The organism is Halochromatium salexigens (assembly GCF_016653295.1).
In the GTDB taxonomy this organism is placed as follows: Bacteria; Pseudomonadota; Gammaproteobacteria; order Chromatiales; family Chromatiaceae; genus Lamprobacter; species Lamprobacter salexigens.
In genome coordinates, this window is the sequence record NZ_NHSF01000063.1 from 86,797 (window position 1) to 105,259 (window position 18,463).

At 63.2% G+C, this 18,463-nt stretch carries 15 protein-coding genes; 8 read left to right on the plus strand and 7 right to left on the minus strand.

Translation table 11 applies throughout. The features are described from left to right. Positions 1 to 286: 286 nt before the first annotated feature. Positions 287 to 1,879 (minus strand): cation:proton antiporter domain-containing protein, encoded by a 1,593-nt coding sequence (locus CCR82_RS12900; RefSeq protein WP_201246206.1) that lies wholly within the window; start codon positions 1,877 to 1,879, stop codon positions 287 to 289. Positions 1,880 to 2,128: 249 nt separating this feature from the next. Between CCR82_RS12900 and fusA the strand changes: the two genes are divergently transcribed. After that, positions 2,129 to 4,177: an elongation factor G gene (gene fusA / locus CCR82_RS12905; protein ID WP_201246207.1), complete on the plus strand. Its 2,049-nt coding sequence runs from the start codon at positions 2,129 to 2,131 to the stop codon at positions 4,175 to 4,177. Between the two features lie 122 nt (positions 4,178 to 4,299). Then, positions 4,300 to 5,703, plus strand: a complete 1,404-nt coding sequence (gene pabB / locus CCR82_RS12910; RefSeq protein WP_201246208.1) for an aminodeoxychorismate synthase component I — start codon at positions 4,300 to 4,302, stop codon at positions 5,701 to 5,703. A 52-nt stretch (positions 5,704 to 5,755) separates the two neighbouring features. On the opposite strand, the gene CCR82_RS12915 is transcribed toward pabB, so the two are convergent. Continuing rightward, positions 5,756 to 7,495: an alkaline phosphatase gene (locus CCR82_RS12915; RefSeq protein ID WP_201246209.1), complete on the minus strand. Its 1,740-nt coding sequence runs from the start codon at positions 7,493 to 7,495 to the stop codon at positions 5,756 to 5,758. 182 nt (positions 7,496 to 7,677) lie between these two features. Between CCR82_RS12915 and CCR82_RS12920 the strand changes: the two genes are divergently transcribed. Then, entirely contained in the window at positions 7,678 to 8,148 is a 471-nt protein-coding gene (locus CCR82_RS12920; protein ID WP_201246210.1) for a copper chaperone PCu(A)C, read from the plus strand. A gap of 34 nt (positions 8,149 to 8,182) precedes the next feature. On the opposite strand, the gene CCR82_RS12925 is transcribed toward CCR82_RS12920, so the two are convergent. From CCR82_RS12925 to CCR82_RS12935, 3 genes are read right to left on the minus strand one after another with little or no spacing between them, the layout of a single operon-like run. Next, positions 8,183 to 8,869 carry a 3'-5' exonuclease gene (locus CCR82_RS12925; RefSeq protein WP_201246211.1) on the minus strand — a complete coding sequence of 229 codons (687 nt, stop codon included), beginning with the start codon at positions 8,867 to 8,869 and terminating at the stop codon, positions 8,183 to 8,185. An 11-nt stretch (positions 8,870 to 8,880) separates the two neighbouring features. After that, positions 8,881 to 10,830, minus strand: coding sequence for a DUF294 nucleotidyltransferase-like domain-containing protein (locus CCR82_RS12930; protein WP_201246212.1), 1,950 nt, complete (start codon positions 10,828 to 10,830; stop codon positions 8,881 to 8,883). Between the two features lie 54 nt (positions 10,831 to 10,884). Then, positions 10,885 to 11,427 (minus strand): MarR family winged helix-turn-helix transcriptional regulator, encoded by a 543-nt coding sequence (locus CCR82_RS12935; RefSeq protein ID WP_201246213.1) that lies wholly within the window; start codon positions 11,425 to 11,427, stop codon positions 10,885 to 10,887. 320 nt (positions 11,428 to 11,747) lie between these two features. Between CCR82_RS12935 and CCR82_RS12940 the strand changes: the two genes are divergently transcribed. Both CCR82_RS12940 and CCR82_RS12945 read left to right on the plus strand, forming a co-directional pair. After that, a complete protein-coding gene (locus tag CCR82_RS12940) occupies positions 11,748 to 12,563 on the plus strand; it encodes a glycine/sarcosine N-methyltransferase (protein WP_201246214.1) in 816 nt (271 codons plus the stop codon). After that, positions 12,560 to 13,405, plus strand: a complete 846-nt coding sequence (locus CCR82_RS12945) for an SAM-dependent methyltransferase (protein WP_201246215.1) — start codon at positions 12,560 to 12,562, stop codon at positions 13,403 to 13,405. Before CCR82_RS12940 ends, CCR82_RS12945 begins: the two co-directional genes overlap by 4 nt. A gap of 88 nt (positions 13,406 to 13,493) precedes the next feature. Here the strand turns inward: CCR82_RS12945 and adk are convergent, their stop codons facing one another. Both adk and CCR82_RS12955 read right to left on the minus strand, forming a co-directional pair. Beyond that, positions 13,494 to 14,159: an adenylate kinase gene (gene adk / locus CCR82_RS12950; protein WP_201246216.1), complete on the minus strand. Its 666-nt coding sequence runs from the start codon at positions 14,157 to 14,159 to the stop codon at positions 13,494 to 13,496. A 267-nt stretch (positions 14,160 to 14,426) separates the two neighbouring features. Further along, complete coding sequence (locus CCR82_RS12955; RefSeq protein ID WP_201246217.1) at positions 14,427 to 14,975, minus strand: cytochrome b; 549 nt, start codon at positions 14,973 to 14,975, stop codon at positions 14,427 to 14,429. 158 nt (positions 14,976 to 15,133) lie between these two features. On the opposite strand from CCR82_RS12955, the gene CCR82_RS12960 reads away from it, so the two are divergent. From CCR82_RS12960 to CCR82_RS12970, 3 genes are all read left to right on the plus strand, one after another. After that, positions 15,134 to 16,066, plus strand: a complete 933-nt coding sequence (locus tag CCR82_RS12960) for a class I SAM-dependent methyltransferase (RefSeq protein WP_201246218.1) — start codon at positions 15,134 to 15,136, stop codon at positions 16,064 to 16,066. A 471-nt stretch (positions 16,067 to 16,537) separates the two neighbouring features. Continuing rightward, positions 16,538 to 17,494, plus strand: a complete 957-nt coding sequence (locus CCR82_RS12965; RefSeq protein WP_201246219.1) for an AAA family ATPase — start codon at positions 16,538 to 16,540, stop codon at positions 17,492 to 17,494. Between the two features lie 18 nt (positions 17,495 to 17,512). After that, positions 17,513 to 18,430 carry a DUF58 domain-containing protein gene (locus tag CCR82_RS12970; protein ID WP_201246220.1) on the plus strand — a complete coding sequence of 306 codons (918 nt, stop codon included), beginning with the start codon at positions 17,513 to 17,515 and terminating at the stop codon, positions 18,428 to 18,430. Positions 18,431 to 18,463 lie beyond the last annotated feature (33 nt).

Below are 18,463 nucleotides of genomic sequence, written 5' to 3' on the forward strand. Positions count from 1 at the left end.
GCCTGTCGTGGTGACAGACGGGCATCACTATAACCGACAGGACGACCACGACAAACGCCTTGTCAGCCTGAGTCAACTTGGAATGCACAGGCCGCGATGGCCGAACTGTGACCTGGTCGCTTGTTCGGTATTTAAGCATTTAGTAATATTAAAGCCCACTTGAGCAATCGCCTCGGTTTGGGGCTGGAACAGAGATGATCATCGATACGCTAACCATTGCCGGCTTTGTGAGCGCCGCCAGCTTTCTGTTGATGCCGCTGCTGATGGGGCGAGAGTTCATTCGCGTTCAGGACTGCGACGAGCCCGCCGGCTGTTGCCCCGCACAGATATGCTGGGCAAACCCCGCGCCCGCCTCGGCATAGAGATTGAACACCAGATGCACGCCAGCGGCGCGCAAGGCCTGCTCATCATCGGCATACTTGGCAATCGCGCCAAGGGTGCCGGTGAAGCCCTCCTTGAGCAGATGCTCGGCCGCGAACAGATTCTCTGACACCCGCGGCATCGCCAACAGCACCAAGCGCATGTGACCGTCGGCGAGATGCAACCGATGCCAGAAATCCGCATCGGTCGCACTCCCGTGCACCACGTAACGCCCGTGCCGCTGATGGTGCGCGATGGTATCCGGATTGGCATCCACCCCCACCGGCCGCAGTCCGCGCTCATGGGCGAGTTCATCATAGGCACCGCGGCCGATCCGTCCCATCCCGACCACCATGGCATTGGCATCACCGGGATCGATCTCGGCCTCCTCCGGCAAGCGCCTTGCGCGCTCACGCCGGCGCAGCCAACCGCTCATCGCCTCATACCAGGCATGCGAACGACTCACCGCCGGTGAAGCGGCGATGAACGAGAACGCCAACGCCAGCGCCACCACCGCCAACCATTGCGGATCGAGCCAGCCGTTCTCGACCCCGACTGCGGCCACGATGAGGCCGAATTCGCTGTAATTGGCCAAGCTCAAGCCGCCGAGAAAGGCGGTCCGCCCGCGCAACCCGAACCACAGCATCAGCTGCTGGAAGAGAAACCACTTGTACGGCAGCACCAGCAGCAGGCCGAGCGCGAACAGCATCATGCCCGGACTCGGCACCCCTTGCAGCCCAATGCTGAGAAAAAAGCCGACCAAGAACAGGTCCTTGATATCAAGCAGCGATTTGGCCAGCTCGCGCGCCTTGGGATGATTGGCGATGATCACGCCGATCAGGATCGCCCCCAGATCGCCTTTCATCTGCACCAGCTCGAACAACTGCGAGGTGCCGAGCGCCAAGCTGAGTCCGAGCAGCAACAGCAGCTCATCGTGCCCGGCATGGCTCAGCAGCCAGTGCAACAGCCGTCGCGCCGGCAGCAGGAGCAGCAAGCCGAAGGCCCAGAGGGTCGGGATCTTGCCCGCCGAAAAGGCCAGGAACACCACCGCCCAGAGATCTTGGATGATCAGGATACCGATCGCAACTGTGCCGTAGAGCGAGCCCATCTCGCCCTTCTCCTCGAGCACCTTGACCGCGAACACCGTGCTCGAGAAGCTCAGGGCGAAGGCCAACAACGCCGCCGACTCCAGATCGACCCCGACCAACAGCGGTACCCCAAGCCCACCGAGCGCGAGCAGCGCTGGCACCAACAGCGCCAACAGCGCGATCATGTGCAGCAGCGCCGTGCCCCAGACATGGGGCTTCACCAGACTCCTGAGCTTGAGCTTCAGCCCGATGGTGAACAGCAACAGGGTGATGCCGATGTGGGCCAGCTCCTCGATCAGCGCGTTCTCGCGCGCACCAAAGGCGTGCAGCGCGAAGCCACCGACCAGATACCCCACCAGCGGCGGCAAACCGATTCGACGCGCCACGAGCCCAAGCGCAAAGGCCAACGCGATCCAGACGATATCGAACATTCGAAGCCTTCTCCTAGAGCACGGCAAGCAACGCCCAGCGGCGCTGGCGCCTCGGGTCCGCAGTCTCCGCATGGTACGGGCTCGATTGATCTATCGCACGCGCAAAGCACGCCTCGTGCCGTCCGAGCACCGCCGGAGCCAACAACCGCCTTAAATGACCGCCGGGTTACGCTATACTTCGGCCGCTGATCTCGGTCGTCGCCGCTGCGCCGGCCCTGCCCATTACTCAAGCGCGAAAAGGGTTCCCGCATGTCTGACTATAACGCCGAGGACGTCCGCAACATCGCCCTCGTCGGCCACGCCGGTTCCGGCAAGACCACCCTCGTCGAAGCACTGCTCGCGAGCGCCGGCGCCATCGCCGAGCCCGGCAGCGTGACCAAAGGCACCACGGTCTGCGATTACGACGACATGGAAAAGGAGCTGCGGCATTCGCTCGATGTCGGCATCACCGGCTTCAGTGCCCACGGCAAACACATCAACCTGCTCGACACCCCCGGCTATCCGGACTTCCTCGGTCGCACTCTCTCGGTGCTGAACGCGGTCGAGACCGCCGCCATCGTGGTCAACGCCGAGAACGGCATCGAGCCGCTCACCCAGCGCGCCTGGAAGGCGGCCGACAACCGCAACCTGTGCCGCATCATCATCGTCAACCGCATCGACGCCGCCGGTGTCGATCTCGCCGGCCTCACCGAGCAGCTGCGCGAGACCTTCGGCGCCGAATGCCTGCCGATCAATCTGCCGGCCGAGGGCGGTCAGCGCGTCATCGACTGCTTCTTCAACCCCGCCGGTGACAGCACCGACTTCTCCTCGGTCGCAGAGGCCCACGGTCAGATCATCGATCAGGTGGTCGAGGTCGACGAGGCGCTGATGGAGGTCTACCTGGAGCAAGGTTCGGAACTCAAGCCCGAACAGCTGCACGATCCCTTCGAGGAAGCCCTGCGCGAATCCCATCTGGTACCGATCTGCTTCTGCTCCGCCGAGACCGGTGCCGGCATCCCCGAGCTGATGGAAATCCTGGTGCGGCTGATGCCGAACCCGGCCGAGGGCAACCCGCCGCCGTTCATGAAGGGCGAAGGCGCGAACCTGAAGCCGGTCAGCGTCGAGCCCGATCCGAGCAAGCATGCCATCGCGCATGTGTTCAAGATCATCAACGACCCCTTCCGCGGCAAGATCGGCATCTTCCGCGTCCATCAGGGCCGCATCACGCCGAATAGCCAGCTGTTGATCGGCGATGCGCGCAAGCCGTTCAAGGTCACCCATCTGTATCGGGTGCACGGTAAGGAGTTGATCGAGGCCGATGAGGGTGTGCCGGGCGACATCCTCGCCGTCTCACGCGTCGACGACATCCACTTCGACGCCGTGCTGCACGACTCGCACGAGGAGGACCACTTCCATCTGCGCAGCATCGAATGCCCGCTGCCGCTGTTCGGACTCGCGATCACCGTCGCTAAGCGCGGCGATGAGCAGAAGCTCAACGACGCCCTGCACAAGCTCGAATCCGAAGATCCCTGCTTCCACATCGAGCACAACGCCGCCGCCAACGAGACCGTGATGCGCGGCCTCGGCGAGGTGCATCTCAAGGTGCTGCTGCGCCGGCTCTCGGAGCAGTTCCACGTCGAGGTCGAGACCCGCCCGCCGAGCATCCCCTACCGCGAGACCATCACCGCCAAGGCCGAGGGTCATCACCGGCACAAGAAGCAGACCGGTGGCGCCGGCCAGTTCGGCGAGGTCTATCTGCGCATCGAGCCGCGCGAGCAAGGCAGCGGCTTCGAGTTCGCCGACGAGACCGTCGGGGGCTGCATCCCGAACCAGTTCATCCCGTCGATCGAAAAAGGCGTGCGCCAGGTGCTCGAGGAAGGCGCCCTCGCTGGCTATCCGATGGATGATGTGCGCGTCGCGGTCTACGATGGTAAATCGCATCCAGTCGACTCCAAGGACATCGCCTTCGCCACCGCCGGCAAAAAGGCCTTCATCGAGGCCGTGCTCAAGGCCAAGCCTGCGATCCTCGAGCCGATCGTCAAGATCCGCATCACCGCGCCGGACAGCAACATGGGCGATCTCGCCGGCGATCTGTCCGGGCGACGCGGGCGCATCAACGGCAGCGAGGCTAAGAGCCGCGGGCGCATCCTCATCGAGGGCGAGGCGCCGCTGGCGGAGTTGGAGGGCTATGAATCGCGGCTGAAGTCGATCACCGGCGGCGAGGGTACCTACAGCATCGAGCTGAGCCACTATGCCCCGGTGCCGGCCAACGTGCAGAAGCAACTCGCCGACGCCTATCAGCGCGCGGGCGACGACTGAGCACCGGCCGATCATCACGGCTTCGCCATCTGGACCTGCAATCGCCCGAGGCCGACTCCATCGGCCTCGGGTGGTTGCCCATAGCGGTCGCGTCGCGGCCTTAGCATTGCCCTAGAGCTGCCATGGCTCGGCTCACCGAGCTTCCCTATCGATCTGACAGCAGCGCCCTGTTCGCGCCCTTGAGCGGGCGCCCTTGGGCGATGCTGCTCGACAGCGCGCGGCCCGGCTGTTCAAGAGGCCGCTGGGACATCCTCGTCGCCGACCCAAGCGCGACCCTGGTCACGCGCGGCGCGATCACCGAGATCCGTGATGCGCGCGGAGTCCGTCACTCGGGCGATGACCCGTTCGCACTCCTGCGCGAGGCACTCGGCGAGCGCGGCGAACCGCCACCTGCCGGTCTGCCCTTCGCCGGCGGCGCCGTCGGTTGGTTCGGTTACGATCTCGCGCGTCGCATCGAGCGTCTGCCAATGCTGGCCAGAGATGGCGAGGGACTGCCCGAGATGGCGATTGGCATCTTCGACTGGGCCCTGCTCGTCGACCATGCCGAGCAGCGTAGCTGGCTGGTCGGTGCCGAGCGGGATACGAGAACTGGTGTGCGCTGGCCGCGACTGGTCGAGCACGTTTTCGCTGCGTCATCACGCCTGGCGGCGGACAAGACCGCAGCTTCGCTAGCCACCGGTCCACTGCGCGCGATCACTCCACTGCACTCGAATCTCTCGCAGGCCGCCTATGCCAACGCCTTCGAGCGCGTCCAAGCCTATATCCACGCCGGCGATTGCTACCAGGTCAATCTCGCCCAGCGTTTCGCGGCCCCCGCCGACGGCGACCCCTGGGCCGCCTATTGCCGCCTGCGTGAATCGAATCCAGCGCCCTTCTCGGCCTATCTCAAGACGCCCTTCGGCGAGGTCTTGAGTTCATCGCCAGAGCGCTTCCTCTCGCTGCGCCACGGCCAGGTCGAGACCCAGCCCATCAAAGGCACCCGCCCGCGCGGCGCGAACGCCGCCGAGGATGCCGCGCTGCGCCAGGCGTTGAGCCAAAGCGAGAAGGATCGCGCCGAGAACCTGATGATCGTCGATCTGCTGCGCAATGATCTGGGGCGCGTCTGCCGTCCGGGCAGCATCCAGGTCCCGGCCCTGTTCGCGACCGAAACCTATGCCTCGGTGCATCACCTCGTCAGCACCGTGCGCGGCGAGCTTCGCGACGAGGAGGACGCCACTTCGCTACTGCGCGCCTGCTTCCCGGGCGGCTCGATCACTGGCGCGCCCAAGATCCGCACGATGCAGATCATCGAGCAACTCGAGCCACACCGGCGCGGCGTCTACTGCGGCGCGATTGGCTATCTCGGCTTCGATGGTGCCATGGACACCAACATCGCCATCCGTACCATCGTCCACAGCGCGGGACAGGTTCGCCTCTGGGCCGGCGGCGGCCTGGTGGTCGACTCCGATGCGGAGCAGGAATACCGCGAGACCTTCGACAAGGCCAGTCGCTTGATCCAGTTGCTTGCGCCCCGCATGGTGCGGTGACCCAATTCTTTCGGCCATCCCTGGCTAGCAAAAGGTCCCTATCCGCGCTGCTTCAGCGGCGGCATTCTTCAGTGAACCAAAGCCGCGGATTGCGCGTCAGTTCGACGGCCTTGCGCGGGATGAACCAACGACCAAGACCCTCGTTGGCCTCAGGGGCGTAGACGACCAATCCGTCGAGTTGGCAGGTGCGTCCGAAACGCATCATTTGCATCTGGTCCTTGTTCGCCGGGAGACGCCAGTGGCTGATCTCAAGCACCGGATTCTCCGGATCAGAGAGATCAGTGCGCGTCTGCCCTGGGAAGGCCTCTTCAGCGTCGACGAACAGAGCCTGGTTGAGCCCCTGCGGATCGCCGAGATCCAGATTGAGATCGAACGCACTAGCAACAGCCAGGCCAAGCTCGGTATTGTCGAGCTGGCCAACCGGCGCCATCGGGCCATAGCTCCAGAGCGTGACATCCTCACCGGTGTGGCCATGGGTCGTCCAGCCAAAGACGGTGTGATTGGCGCTCACGACCTTGGCGATTGCGTAAGTGTAACCCACGGCCTCGGCCTCAGTCTGAATCTCGGCCACGTCCTCATCGCTCAACGCGATCCCCCAATAGTCGGCCACGGTGGCCTTGATCGCCGCTGCGTCTGGCTCATCCGGGAGTTGGGCGGCGAGATAACCGGAGGTCACCTTCATGCCGCGCAGCGGATCGAGCAACTCCTCCACCGTGATCCCCGTGTAGGTGCGGCTGGTCGACCAGTTACCGATGGTCATGGCGCCGGTGTTGTGATCGGGTGCACCGAGCAGCAGCGTCTCACCGTCTTGCTTAGCGAACTCGAGAGCGACGCGCACAGCGTCGTCGAAGGCGAGAAAGTCTTGCAGGTGGTAGATCGGATCAGTGGCATGGCCAGCCCAATCGACCTGGCTTGCCTCGACGACCAAGAAGAACCCGTCGGGGTGTTGGGAAAGCAGCTCGATCGCTTTCGCCGTCATCTCGGCCAGCGACGGCTCGGTGACCGGCTCGCCCTGACTCAGGCGATAACGGCGATCGAGATCGGGCATCATGTGGCTGCTGGCGAACATCCCCCATGCCCGACCGCTGCTGAGGGCAGCAAGCTCATCGGCAGTCTCAGGCAGTTGATAGCCGCGCTCCCTCAGTACCTCGGCAAGGTTTTCCCCATCGGTGCGACGCCCGCCCTCGCTTTCGGGCAGCAGGTGACGCCCGCCGCCGCCAAAGACGACATCCAAGCCCTGGTAAACGAGCTGCTCCATGATCTCATTATCTTTGCCGCGATCATCGACATGCACCGCATAGCCAGCCGGGGTAGCATGGGTGATGCGCGAGGTCGAGATCAGACCTGTGGCCTTGCCAACCTGCTGCGCGCCCTCGAGGACCGTGGCCATTGGCCGATAGGCAAGCCAGTTCCAGCGCGCCTCATCGCCCACCGCTGGAATCCCTTCGGGTAGCTGGTAGGTACTGAGCGCATCGTCCGGGCGCGGGCCGATGCCGAGGAAGCGCACCGTGGTCTTATAGCTGGTCGATTGTGCCGTCGCGGCAGCGGCTGAGCCGGTGATGACCGAATTGACCATATCGGTCGACATGGTACCGGCGCCCATCTCGTCGACCGCGAGCGGTGCGCCGCGATACCAGCGTGCTAGCGTCTGGACCGAGGTGTGGTTACCGTCAGGGATCAGGATGATCACGTTCTTGACTGGCGTTGCGCAAGCGCCGGACGCGAACAGCAGCGCGCCGGCAACGGCCGACGCGAGCAACGCGCGCCGGCGGAGCTGAGAACTTAACATCATGACAACCTCTATCGTGCCTGCGTAGGGATAGTGCGAGAATGCGGCCGAACGGGCGCTTGAGGGCGCCGACCACACCCCCCTTACTTCAGCACAGCCGGATGACAATATGATGTCGATAAAATAACGAAATGATGATTCAGCATACACTCAGCACCCCGTTCACCACTCCCGGAGACCACAGGATGAGAACAATCAAACGCGCGCTTTCGACTCTGATCCCAACACTGGCCCTGGTCTTCGGCCTGCAAGCAACCACGCTCGCCGAGACCATCGAGGTCCAAGACGCTTATGTGCGTGCAGTGCCACCTGGGCAGCCGAGCAGCGCCGCATTCATGAGCATCACTAACCACAGCGGCAACGATCGCGCCTTGCTTGCCGCTGAAAGCGACAAGGCCGAGGTGGTCGAATTGCACACCCACCGCATGGAAGACGACATGATGCGAATGCGCCAGGTCGAGCAGATTACTCTACCCGCGGGCGAGACCGTCACCCTGGAGCCAGGCGGTCTGCATGTGATGTTGATTGGTCTCACCGAGACGCTCGCCCCGGGCAATCAGGTCGAACTGACCCTCGGCTTCGACGACGGCGGAAACCAGACGCTGAGCCTGCCGGTCAAACGCATCGATCCAAACGCGATGCCGATGCACCAATAGAGAGGTTAGCCCGTGGTCCAGGCACCTCTTGCTGCTAGCTCCCTTCATCATGTGCATGTGGCTTTGGTGGGCGCAGAAGCCCGGCCAGGGTCGCGCGGCCAGAGCGCGCGGCGACCCGCAGTAGCCTGAGTAAGATCAGCGCGGTCAGGAAGGCATCTCCAGGCGCCGTGTGGCGGTCGTGCGGGACAATACCGAAGAAGCGGCAGAGTCCATCCAACGAGAGGTCCTCAAGACCCGGTTCGGGGCCGAAGGCACCCTCCTCGATCAGGGCCAAGGTCAATTGGCCCGTATCCAGGTGCCGATTGCGCAGCCGATCGGTGCCATAACGCGCCAAGGCCGCGTCGATCATCGCCAGATCATGGCTGATGTGGTGGCCAACAATGACCCCATCGCCGAGGTAGCGCAGCAGGGCAGAAAGCGCTTCGGACTCATCTAGCGCGTGCTGGGTCTCGCTACGAGTGATGCCATGCACCAGGGTCGCGGCGGTGTTGAAACGCACGCGCAACAGAACCTCGAGGCGGTCACTGAGATCGATCTGCCCCTCGCTGACCGCCACCGCGCCAATGCTGACAATGCGATGGCGCTTCGGATCGAGCCCGGTGGTCTCGCAGTCGAGCACGCAGAAGCGCATTTGCTCGAGCCTATCCTCGTCACTCCAAGTCGGCTCGAATGCCGAGCGGTAGGCGGCCAGTGTTGATTCGAGCGATGGGGTGTCGATCATCTCGGTCTCTCTCAGCGTCTTGGCGCGGCACCATAACGCTTCCCCGTGTACTCCATCAGCCCGAGTACGGTCCGAAAGCCCGACTTGAGCAGATTCTGCTCGAGCCGGGTCAGCTTGGAAGGCTCGATCTGGCTGCCATCGGAATGGCCCGATAATCCAGCGCGGGTGCGGTAGTAGAGCGCGTTGCGGAAGGCGGCGATGGTCTCGTTCACCAAGGCCACCGCGTCCTCGCCCTCGGGAGAGAGCGCACTCAAACGTTCAAGTGTCCCCACGGGCTGATCGATCCCGGCATCCAACGCCAACGCGCGCGCCAGATCGACCACCGGCTGCAGGGTGGCGCGTTGTACATCCAGGGTCTCGGTATAGCGACCGTCATCATCGATCACCAGGCCACGAAAGAAGGTCAAGGGCGGCAGATTGGCCATTGAATCAGCCACCAACAAGGGCACAAAGCCGGGGCTCTGTTCCTCTTCGCTATGAATATGCTGGTGCAAGCGCGCGACCAGCGTGCAATCCCCATGCACCGGGCGCAGATCGAAGAACGAGGTGGCGCGATAGACGCAGCTCTCGAGCGGCTCACGAATCCAGTGGCTGAAACCGATCTCCCACTCGTTGATCGAGCGACAGGCGCTCGGATGCCCAGAGACGATGCCCTTGGCGGTGCTCACGAAACCGCACGCAGCGAGCGCGGCACTGACCCGGCGGCCCAATTCGAGAAAATAGCCGCGCGCCGCGCGTCGCTGATCGGGTTCTGGCTCGTCGTAGATCAGCCCGTGGTCGAGGTCGTAGAGGGTCGTCAGTTCACCGCGGCCGGCGGCGCCGAAGAACACCCAGCAGTGCTTAAGGGCGGGTATCTCATGACCTTCAGCGAGCAAGGCACCCTCGACCAGCACCACCACGCGGCGCAGCACCGCAGCGTAGAGTGCGGTGGCCATTGGCGCCAACCAGCGCAGCGCCTCTGCATCGGTGAGCCCGGCCGCCAGGAAGGCCTGGCCTTGCGCCAGTAAGCCGGAAAGCTCGTAGATTCCGCCGGCCCGCGACATATCCTCGACGATGGCGAGCGGCGCTGCGGCCTCGATCCGGGTCAGATCCCGCCGCGCCAGCACCGCGCGCACCGGCCCGCGATGACAGCCGTCCTTGGTCAGCACCAGATGCTCGAGCTGCAGCTCGAGCATCCGGGTTAGATAGAGACCGGCCGGCAGCCCTGGGGGCAGCACATCGGTGACCGGCGCCATCAGCCGCGTGGCCGGAGCATCGAGCGGCAGCTCCGCGCTGGCGACGCGATCACTCAGCGCGCGCGTCGAAATCAACCCCCTTGGCGCGCCTTGGTCATCAATCACCACGGCGGCGGCACCTGGAGGCTGATCAGCGAGGCGCGCCGCAACCTCGTGCACTGGAGTCTCAAGGTCGCAGATGATCGCGGATGGCAATTGCTCGACTCGTTTTGCCATCCAATCGACCGGTCGCCGCCCAAGCCGCAGCTCGTCGGCGCGAGATGGATCGCTATCGAGGCCCGGCGGCGTGATCGCCACCCTGAAGTAAGCCGCCAGAAAGTGGCTCGCGCGCGGATGGCGCTTAATCTGCTCCCAAAACAGGTTCGCAGGTAAGGCGTAGAGGATGACCTCGGTCTCGGTGCGCGCGGTGTAGGTGTGCTCGGTGATCCCGAGATAGCGCCCGACCCCGAGCAGGTCGCCCTCGCCGCGCACGTCACGCAAGACCTCAACCACCTCGCTGCCATCGGTCTCGTCAGTGTGCTCGACAAGACGGACCACACCCTTCTGGATCACATAAACATAAGGACGACGCTTCTGGCCGTGCTCGAACACCAACTCGCCATCCTCGTGGAAGAGCACCCGACCGCCAGAGACCAGCTCCAGCAGCTCCGACTCCTCGAGATACTGAAACGGCGGATGGCGGCGCAGGAAGTCGGCGACGCGATAAGCAATGCTGGCAGTCTTCACGGGCTCGCGATCTCAGGATCTCGGCATCTGGGCATAGAATGATTGAGCAGCATACTAGCCGAGATCGGAGAAGCTTTCGTCATCGGTGTGAGCAACGGAAGCCAGCGGCTCCCCATCGGCCGCCACCGGCCCAGCCACCAATACCGGTGACGCATCGAGCTGTTCGACGCCCATCAGCGTGGTAATCCGCTGCAACGACGAGATCAGCAGGTTCTGCTCCCAATCCTCAAGCGCTAGAAACCTTTGCACAAAGGCCTCCTGAAGCAAGGGTGGCGAGCGCGACATGATTGCTACCGCCTGCTCGGTGGCGCTGACCAACACCCGGCGTCGGTCCTCGCGACTACGCGCACGGACCACGAGTTGACGATTTTCCAATCGGTTCAGGATATCGGTCACCGTCGCCTGGCTCAGGCTGATGTGCTTAGCCACCGTGCCCACCGACGCCTCCCCGAGACTGATCGTCGTCTTCAACACCAAGGCCTGTGGTGCGGTCAGCCCATGGCTGCGCTCGAGCTGGCGCGAATGCAGCCCAACCGCTCGGATCACTCGGCGCAGGGCCACCAATACATCGTCACAACGGCTGTCCGCGGTCGTCATCGTCACCCATCCGTCAATATTTGGTCACAAAACACTTTCAGCAAGCAAAGAACGCTCCTAAACTCAGGATAAAACACTTATTATCATAGGGTTAAGGAGGCTCTAGAGCACATGGCACGGCCTAAAACCCCTGATCGGCGTTCCAAAAGCTTTGGGCACGATGTATCATAGCGTCTTCTTCGCCGTTCTACCGCCCATCCACCGAGGCAGCGCGGAACGGCTCACTTCGCTCGCGAACCACCGTCTCGTCACGCTATTGCCGCGCGCTTACTCGAGCGTCGGCTGGTGCTTCGCGTAGCGCATCACCCGGGAGCCAGACCATGCAGCAACACGCATCAACACAACAAAATTACGGTGATGATCCGCTCGCCGTGCGCGACAGCGAGAAATATCAGGAAGAGTACATCGAGGGCTTTGTCGATAAATGGGATGAGCTGATCGATTGGGACGGCCGCTCCAAGGCCGAAGGCGAATTCTTCATCCAGAAGCTGCGCGAGCGCGGCGCCAAGAAGGTGCTCGACGTCGCCACCGGCACCGGCTATCACTCGGTGCAGCTACTCGAGGCCGGCTTCGAGGTCACCAGCGCCGACGGTAACCCGGTGATGTTGGCCAAGGCCTTCGAGAACGCGCGCAAACGCGGCCACATCCTGCGCACCATCCACGCCGACTGGCGCTGGCTGAACCAGAATGTGCACGACCTCTACGACGCCGTCATCTGCCTCGGCAACTCCTTCACCCACTTGCATGAGGAGGCCGATCGGCGCAAGACACTCGCCGAGTTCTACGCCACGCTGAAGCATGACGGCGTGCTGATCTTGGATCAGCGCAACTATGACGCCCTGCTCGATCATCAGGTGCAACCGACCCATAATTACTATTATTGTGGCGACAGCGTGCGCGCCGAGCCCGAGCACGTCGACGAGTCTCTGGCACGCTTCAAGTACAGCTTCGGCGACGGTTCGACCTATCACCTGAATATGTTTCCGCTACGCAAGGCCTATGTGCAGCGTCTGATGCAAGAGGTCGGTTTCCAACGCGTCGACACCTACGGCGACTTCCAGGAGACTTACCGGGAAGCAGAGCCAGACTTTTTCATTCACCTCGCCGAGAAGGCCTATCTTGGAGGTAACGGATGAACCAACCGTATTCCGATGTCGTCGAGACCGCGCGTAGCTACTACAACAGCGAAGACGCGGACAACTTCTACTATCACGTCTGGGGCGGTGAGGATATTCACATCGGCCTCTACGAGAGCGCCGAGGAGCCGATCGCGGCCGCCTCGGCTCGCACCGTTGAGCGCATCGCCGACCGCATCGCCGCACCGCTCTCGCGTCCAGACGCGCGCGTGATCGACCTTGGCGCTGGCTATGGTGGCGCCGCGCGCCACCTCGCCAAGCGCTTTGGGTGCCAGGTCATGGCGCTGAATCTAAGCGAGGCCGAAAACCAGCGCGACCGCGAGATGAACCAAGCGGCCGGGCTCGACCAGCTGATCGAGGTCGTTGATGCCAGCTTCGAGGATGTCCCCGCACCCGATGCCAGCTTCGACGTCGCCTGGTCGCAGGATGCGTTCCTGCATTCGGGCCATCGCGACAAGGTCATGGATGAGATCGATCGGGTGCTGAAGCCCGGCGGCGAGCTGATCTTTACCGATCCGATGCAGGCCGACGATTGTCCGAACGGTGTGCTACAGCCAATCTTCGACCGCATCCACCTCTCGAGCCTGGGCTCGTTCGCGTTCTACCGGGAACAGGCCAAACGGCTCGGTTGGGAAGAGGTCGAGATCCTGGATATGACCGAGAACCTGATCACGCATTACTCACGCGTCGGCGATACCCTGCGCGAACAGCGGGACGCGCTCAAGGGGAAGGTCTCGGACGATTACGTCGAGCGCATGCTCGCCGGGCTCGGCCATTGGGTCGAGGGCGGGCGCAACGGGCATCTGAGCTGGGGCATCATCCACTTCCGCAAGCCTGCCTAAAACCCGACCTTTCATCGGGATAAACTCGCGGTGCCGTTCCGGCACCTGTTGCTTTTCACAGCCCGGCCGGCATCACGCCGGCCGGGTTTTAACGCGCCTGGGCTTCGAGGCCAGTGATGATTTTATCGCGGATCTCATCCATCTCGCCCACCCCATCGACGCGCAAATAGCTCGGCGCCCCATCCCCGCCCTTCTCGGCCCAAGCCGAGTAATAGGCGATCAGCGGCTCGGTCTGCTCGTGATAGACCTTCAGCCGCGCTCGGACCGTCTCTTCTTTATCGTCATCGCGCAGGATCAGCGCCTCGCCAGTCTCGTCGTCCTTGCCTTCTTCACGAGGCGGATTGTATTCGACGTGATAGGTGCGCCCGGACGCCGGATGCACGCGACGCCCGGCCATGCGTTTGACGATCTCCTCATCCGGCACATCGATCTCGACCACGGCATCGATCGGCACCCCCACTTCCTTCAACGCATCGGCCTGGGCCAGGGTGCGCGGAAAGCCATCGAACAGGAATCCGTTCTCACAGTCCGGTTCGCTGATGCGTTCCTTGACCATCCCCAGGATGATCTCGTCCGAGACCAGCCCACCTTCATCCATGATCTTCTTCGCCGCCTGCCCAAGTTCCGTACCCGACTTGACGTGTGAGCGCAGCATATCTCCGGTCGAGATCTGCGGGATATTGAAATGGGTCTTGATGAAGCCGGCCTGGGTGCCCTTGCCAGCACCCGGTCCGCCGAGCAGGATGACGCGCATGATTTTCTTGCCTCCGGTCGTGGTCAATCGACCGGTTAGGCTGCCACAGCGGCTGGGTTACGGCAATTGCATGACGCAATCGCCCGCAGGTTGATCAGCGTGGGACCAACCGACCTCAGGCGCATCAAGCCGCGCTGGCCGACACCGCAGCAGAAGGACTGATTGTTACCCGTTTGGCCGGCATCGTCTAATCCGCCTGTCGGCGCAAGGCGGATCGGACGACGCGTTCGAGTCAGGGCCAGCCCATTCTCGAGTGAGTCTCGGATATCAAGGCAGACTGATGCGCTTCATGATGCCGTCCTTCATCTTCCAGTGCTTAAGACCGGCGCCGATGTGCAGCAGCAAGACCGCGAGCAGCACCAGCCCGCCGATCCCGTGCATCAGGAACAGCTGGTTACCAAGCTCCTTGTTGGCCGGGTCGAGCCCTGGCTGGGACCAGCCAAAGAATTGCACCGGGAAGCCGCTGATCGAGGTCGCGAGCCAGCCACCGATCGGGATGCCAATCAACAGCAGATACATCAGTACATGGGTGGTGGTACTGATCACGCGCTCGACGCCGCTGAGCGGCGGTTGATACTCGGGCACTGGGCTGAAGCGAAACAACAGCAAGCGCACCACGACGAGGAAGAAGACCAGGATGCCGACACTCTTGTGCATCATATAAAAGCTGTTGGTCAGCTCATCACCGAACAGCCCGTTGATACCCTCGTAACCAAGCCACCAGAAAGTGAAGCCCATCGCCAAGAGCCCGAACACCAACAGAGCGATGAGCCAATGCAGCAGCCGCTGAACCAACGAATAGCGTGTTTTTTTCATCAAAAACCCCTTCTAAGCCAAGGACATTGCACATTCATTAACTCCGAAACCTGACCAAGAACGCAAGCGCCGAGCGCAAGCCCTTTCACGCGACTTCTCGGCAATCGCCCCAATCCTTGAACGATTCCCCCACCTGTCCTCAGCGGAGTCGGTCCTCCATGCAACACACGAATGAGCTTCAGCCGTCCAGCGTTCAACGCCCGCAACATCGGGCCCGCGAGACCCTCGGCTACCTGAACTGGCTCTTCAACCCCTTCCAGCGCTTGGATGTACCAGCCATCTACGACCTCCTCTCGACCCGCGCGGCGACCGAGCACGGGCTCTACCTCAACCTCGGTTATTGGCAAGAGGCCACCGATCTCGATGCCGCCAGCGCAGCGCTTGCCGACCTGGTCGCCGAGGCGGTGCGTTTGGCACCTGGAGAAACCCTGCTGGATGTCGGTTACGGTTTCGCCGATCAGGACATGCGCTGGTTAGAGCGCTATCGACCCGCACGGATCATTGGTCTCAATCTGACCGCCTCTCAGGTTGCTGTTGCCCGCGAGCGCATCGCAAGCCGAGGCCTGGACGCACGGATCGACCTGCGTCAGGGCTCCGCCACTGCCATGGATCTGCCCGACGAATCGGTCGACAAGGTCATCGCCCTCGAGTCCGCATTCCACTTTCGCTCACGTGAGCAGTTCCTGCGCGAGGCCTTCCGCGTTCTTCGCCCAGGCGGGCGCATCGCCATCGCCGACATCATCCCAAGGCCGGCCCGCGGCGGGGTCTGGCAACGCTTCAAACGCCGAGCATCCTGGGCCTTGGTTGCCGGTAAATTCTCGATCCCTTGGGAGAATGCCTATCCGATCCCGACCTATCACGCCAAACTCAAGCTGCGCGGTTACGAGCAGATCAAGGTCAAGTCGATCCGTGACCAGGTCTACGCACCCTTGCATCTTTGGCTCAGGGCTCACCCAGCTGCGCTACAACGCCTGCATCCGACCGCCGGCTTCGCGGCGAGACTCGCGCTCAGCCGCGATCCAAGCACGGTCTACGCCGGCCTCGACTATGTCGTCGTGACAGCGGCAAAACCGTTACGACTCGTCCGCTGAGCCGGACAGCGATGCACCAATCTCACCCAAGTGGCACGCACATCAATCGCTTACGGATTCTTCAACAGACGCTGTGGATATCTCTGTGGAAAAGGCGCTAACAAATGGCCTGAATGCCCGTCTCGCCTACTCTTCCGACAAATTGACGGTTTTTTGACCATCCGCGCAACCCCTTGTTTTTGTTGACGCCAATTCAGCCAAGGCGAGAGGGTTTCGGTGGCGAGCGGCCAAGCCGAACGACCTGCCCCGCGTTGTGAAGCCGTGTGGACAACTAAGCGCTCTAAACCTCTGACGCAATGCGTTGTCAACCCTTTTTAGCAACTGGCGCTCGTGCCTGAAGCGTCAGCAGCGCAAGCGGACAGCCCCGAGAGGCGCTGACAGCCAGCGCTTGCACAGCCCGAGCAAACGCATCAGGATAGCCCCGCCGCCATCCAGCTTGTCGCCTCGCAGCAGGGAGTCACCCCCACCGGCATGACACCAGACGCGCTTCAACCCGTTCGCGATCACATCGCCTCGCGCATCATCGGCCAGCAGCGCTTCGTCGACAGCATGCTGGTCTGCCTGCTCAGCGATGGCCATCTGTTGGTCGAGGGCATGCCGGGGCTGGCCAAGACCACCGCCGTCAAGGCCCTGGCCGATGCCATCGAAGGCGATTTCCACCGCATCCAGTTCACGCCGGATCTCTTGCCCTCGGATCTGATCGGCACCGATATCTATCGCCACGAAAAGGGCGAGTTCGAGTTCCGCGAAGGGCCCCTGTTCCATAACATCCTGCTCGCCGACGAGGTCAATCGCGCCCCGGCCAAGGTGCAATCGGCCCTGCTCGAGGCGATGGCCGAGCAGCAGATCACCGTCGGCCAGCGCACCTACGCGCTGCCGGAGTTGTTCATGGTGCTCGCCACGCAGAACCCGGTCGAGCAGGAAGGCACCTACCATCTGCCCGAGGCCCAGCTCGACCGTTTCCTGATGCAGGCGGTGGTCACCTATCCGACCCGCGATGAGGAACTGCGCATCCTGGAGCTGGACGCCAGCGACCAGCAACGCCCCGAGGTCATCGCGCCGACGGGGCTCAGCCAGCAAGAGCTGTTCGCGATGCGCCGCGCGGTCTCAGCGCTCTATCTGGACCCCAAACTGCTCAGCTACATCGTCGACCTGGTGCAGGCCACGCGCCAGCCGAAGCGCTACGATGACGCCCTCGCGCGCTGGTGTCGCTTCGGTGGCTCGCCGCGCGCGAGCATCGCGCTGGCCCGCTGCGCGCGCGCGCGCGCCTGGCTCGATGGCGATGAATTCGTCGCCCCGCATCATATCCAACTGATCGCGCCCGAGGTGCTGCGCCACCGGTTGCTGCTGACCTTCGAGGCCGAGGCCGAGGGCATCACCACCGACGAGTTCATCGACCGGCTGCTCAATCTCGTGGCGATTCCCTGACCCGGGCGGCGTTGGCACGTGAGTCTCTATCCCCGCCTCGACGACCTGCTCGAACTCAGGCACCAGGCCCACGCCCTCGGCGTCTCCTCGCATCATCTGGTCAACTCGACCTTCGCCGGGCTCTATGCCTCGGTGTTCCGTGGCGCCGGTGTCAACTTCGAGGAGGTGCGCGAGTACCGCGAGGGCGACGATATCCGCTACATGGACTGGAAGGTCACGGCACGCATCAACGAGCCGCACCTGAAGATCTTTCGCGAGGAGCGCGAACGCAGCGTGGTGCTCTGCGTCGACCGCGGCCCGCACATGACCTTCGGCACCCGTGGCACCTTCAAATCGGTGCAGGCGGCGCGCGCGGCGGCCTTGATCGGCTGGGCGGCGAGCCGACTGCAAGATCGCGTCGGCGGCATGGCCTTCGGCGACCCCGAGCAAGGCTTGCAGCACTTCCGCCCGGCGCGCGGGCGACGCGCGCTCTGGCAGCTGTTGCGCACCCTGACCCTGCCCGGCTCGGTCGCGAGCGCCTCGATCGATTGCCTGGCCGGGGCGCTGAAGCGCGCCGCCCGTGGCCTGCCGACCGGTTCGCTGATCTTCGTCATCGCCGATTTCAATCGCGAGGTGCGCGACCTGGAGCCGGTGCTCGGCAACCTCCGGCAACGCAGCTCGGTGGTGTTGATTCCGGTCGATGATCCGACCGATCGCGAGATCCCAGCCATGGGGCAGGTCAGCTTCCGTGGCACCGATGGCCGTTCGATCGTCATCGATACCGATGACGAGCAAGCCCGGCAGGTCTATCGCAAGGCCTGGGAGCAGCGCCGCCAGACCCTGTCGGCACTCGCCAACCGTTTGAATCTCATCCTGATGCCGATCCACACCGAGCAAGACATCCATCGCAGCCTGATCGCCAGCCTCGAGCAACGTGCGCGCTCGCGCGCGGTCTAGCGCCACAAGATAAAGCCAAGAGCGGCATCACGA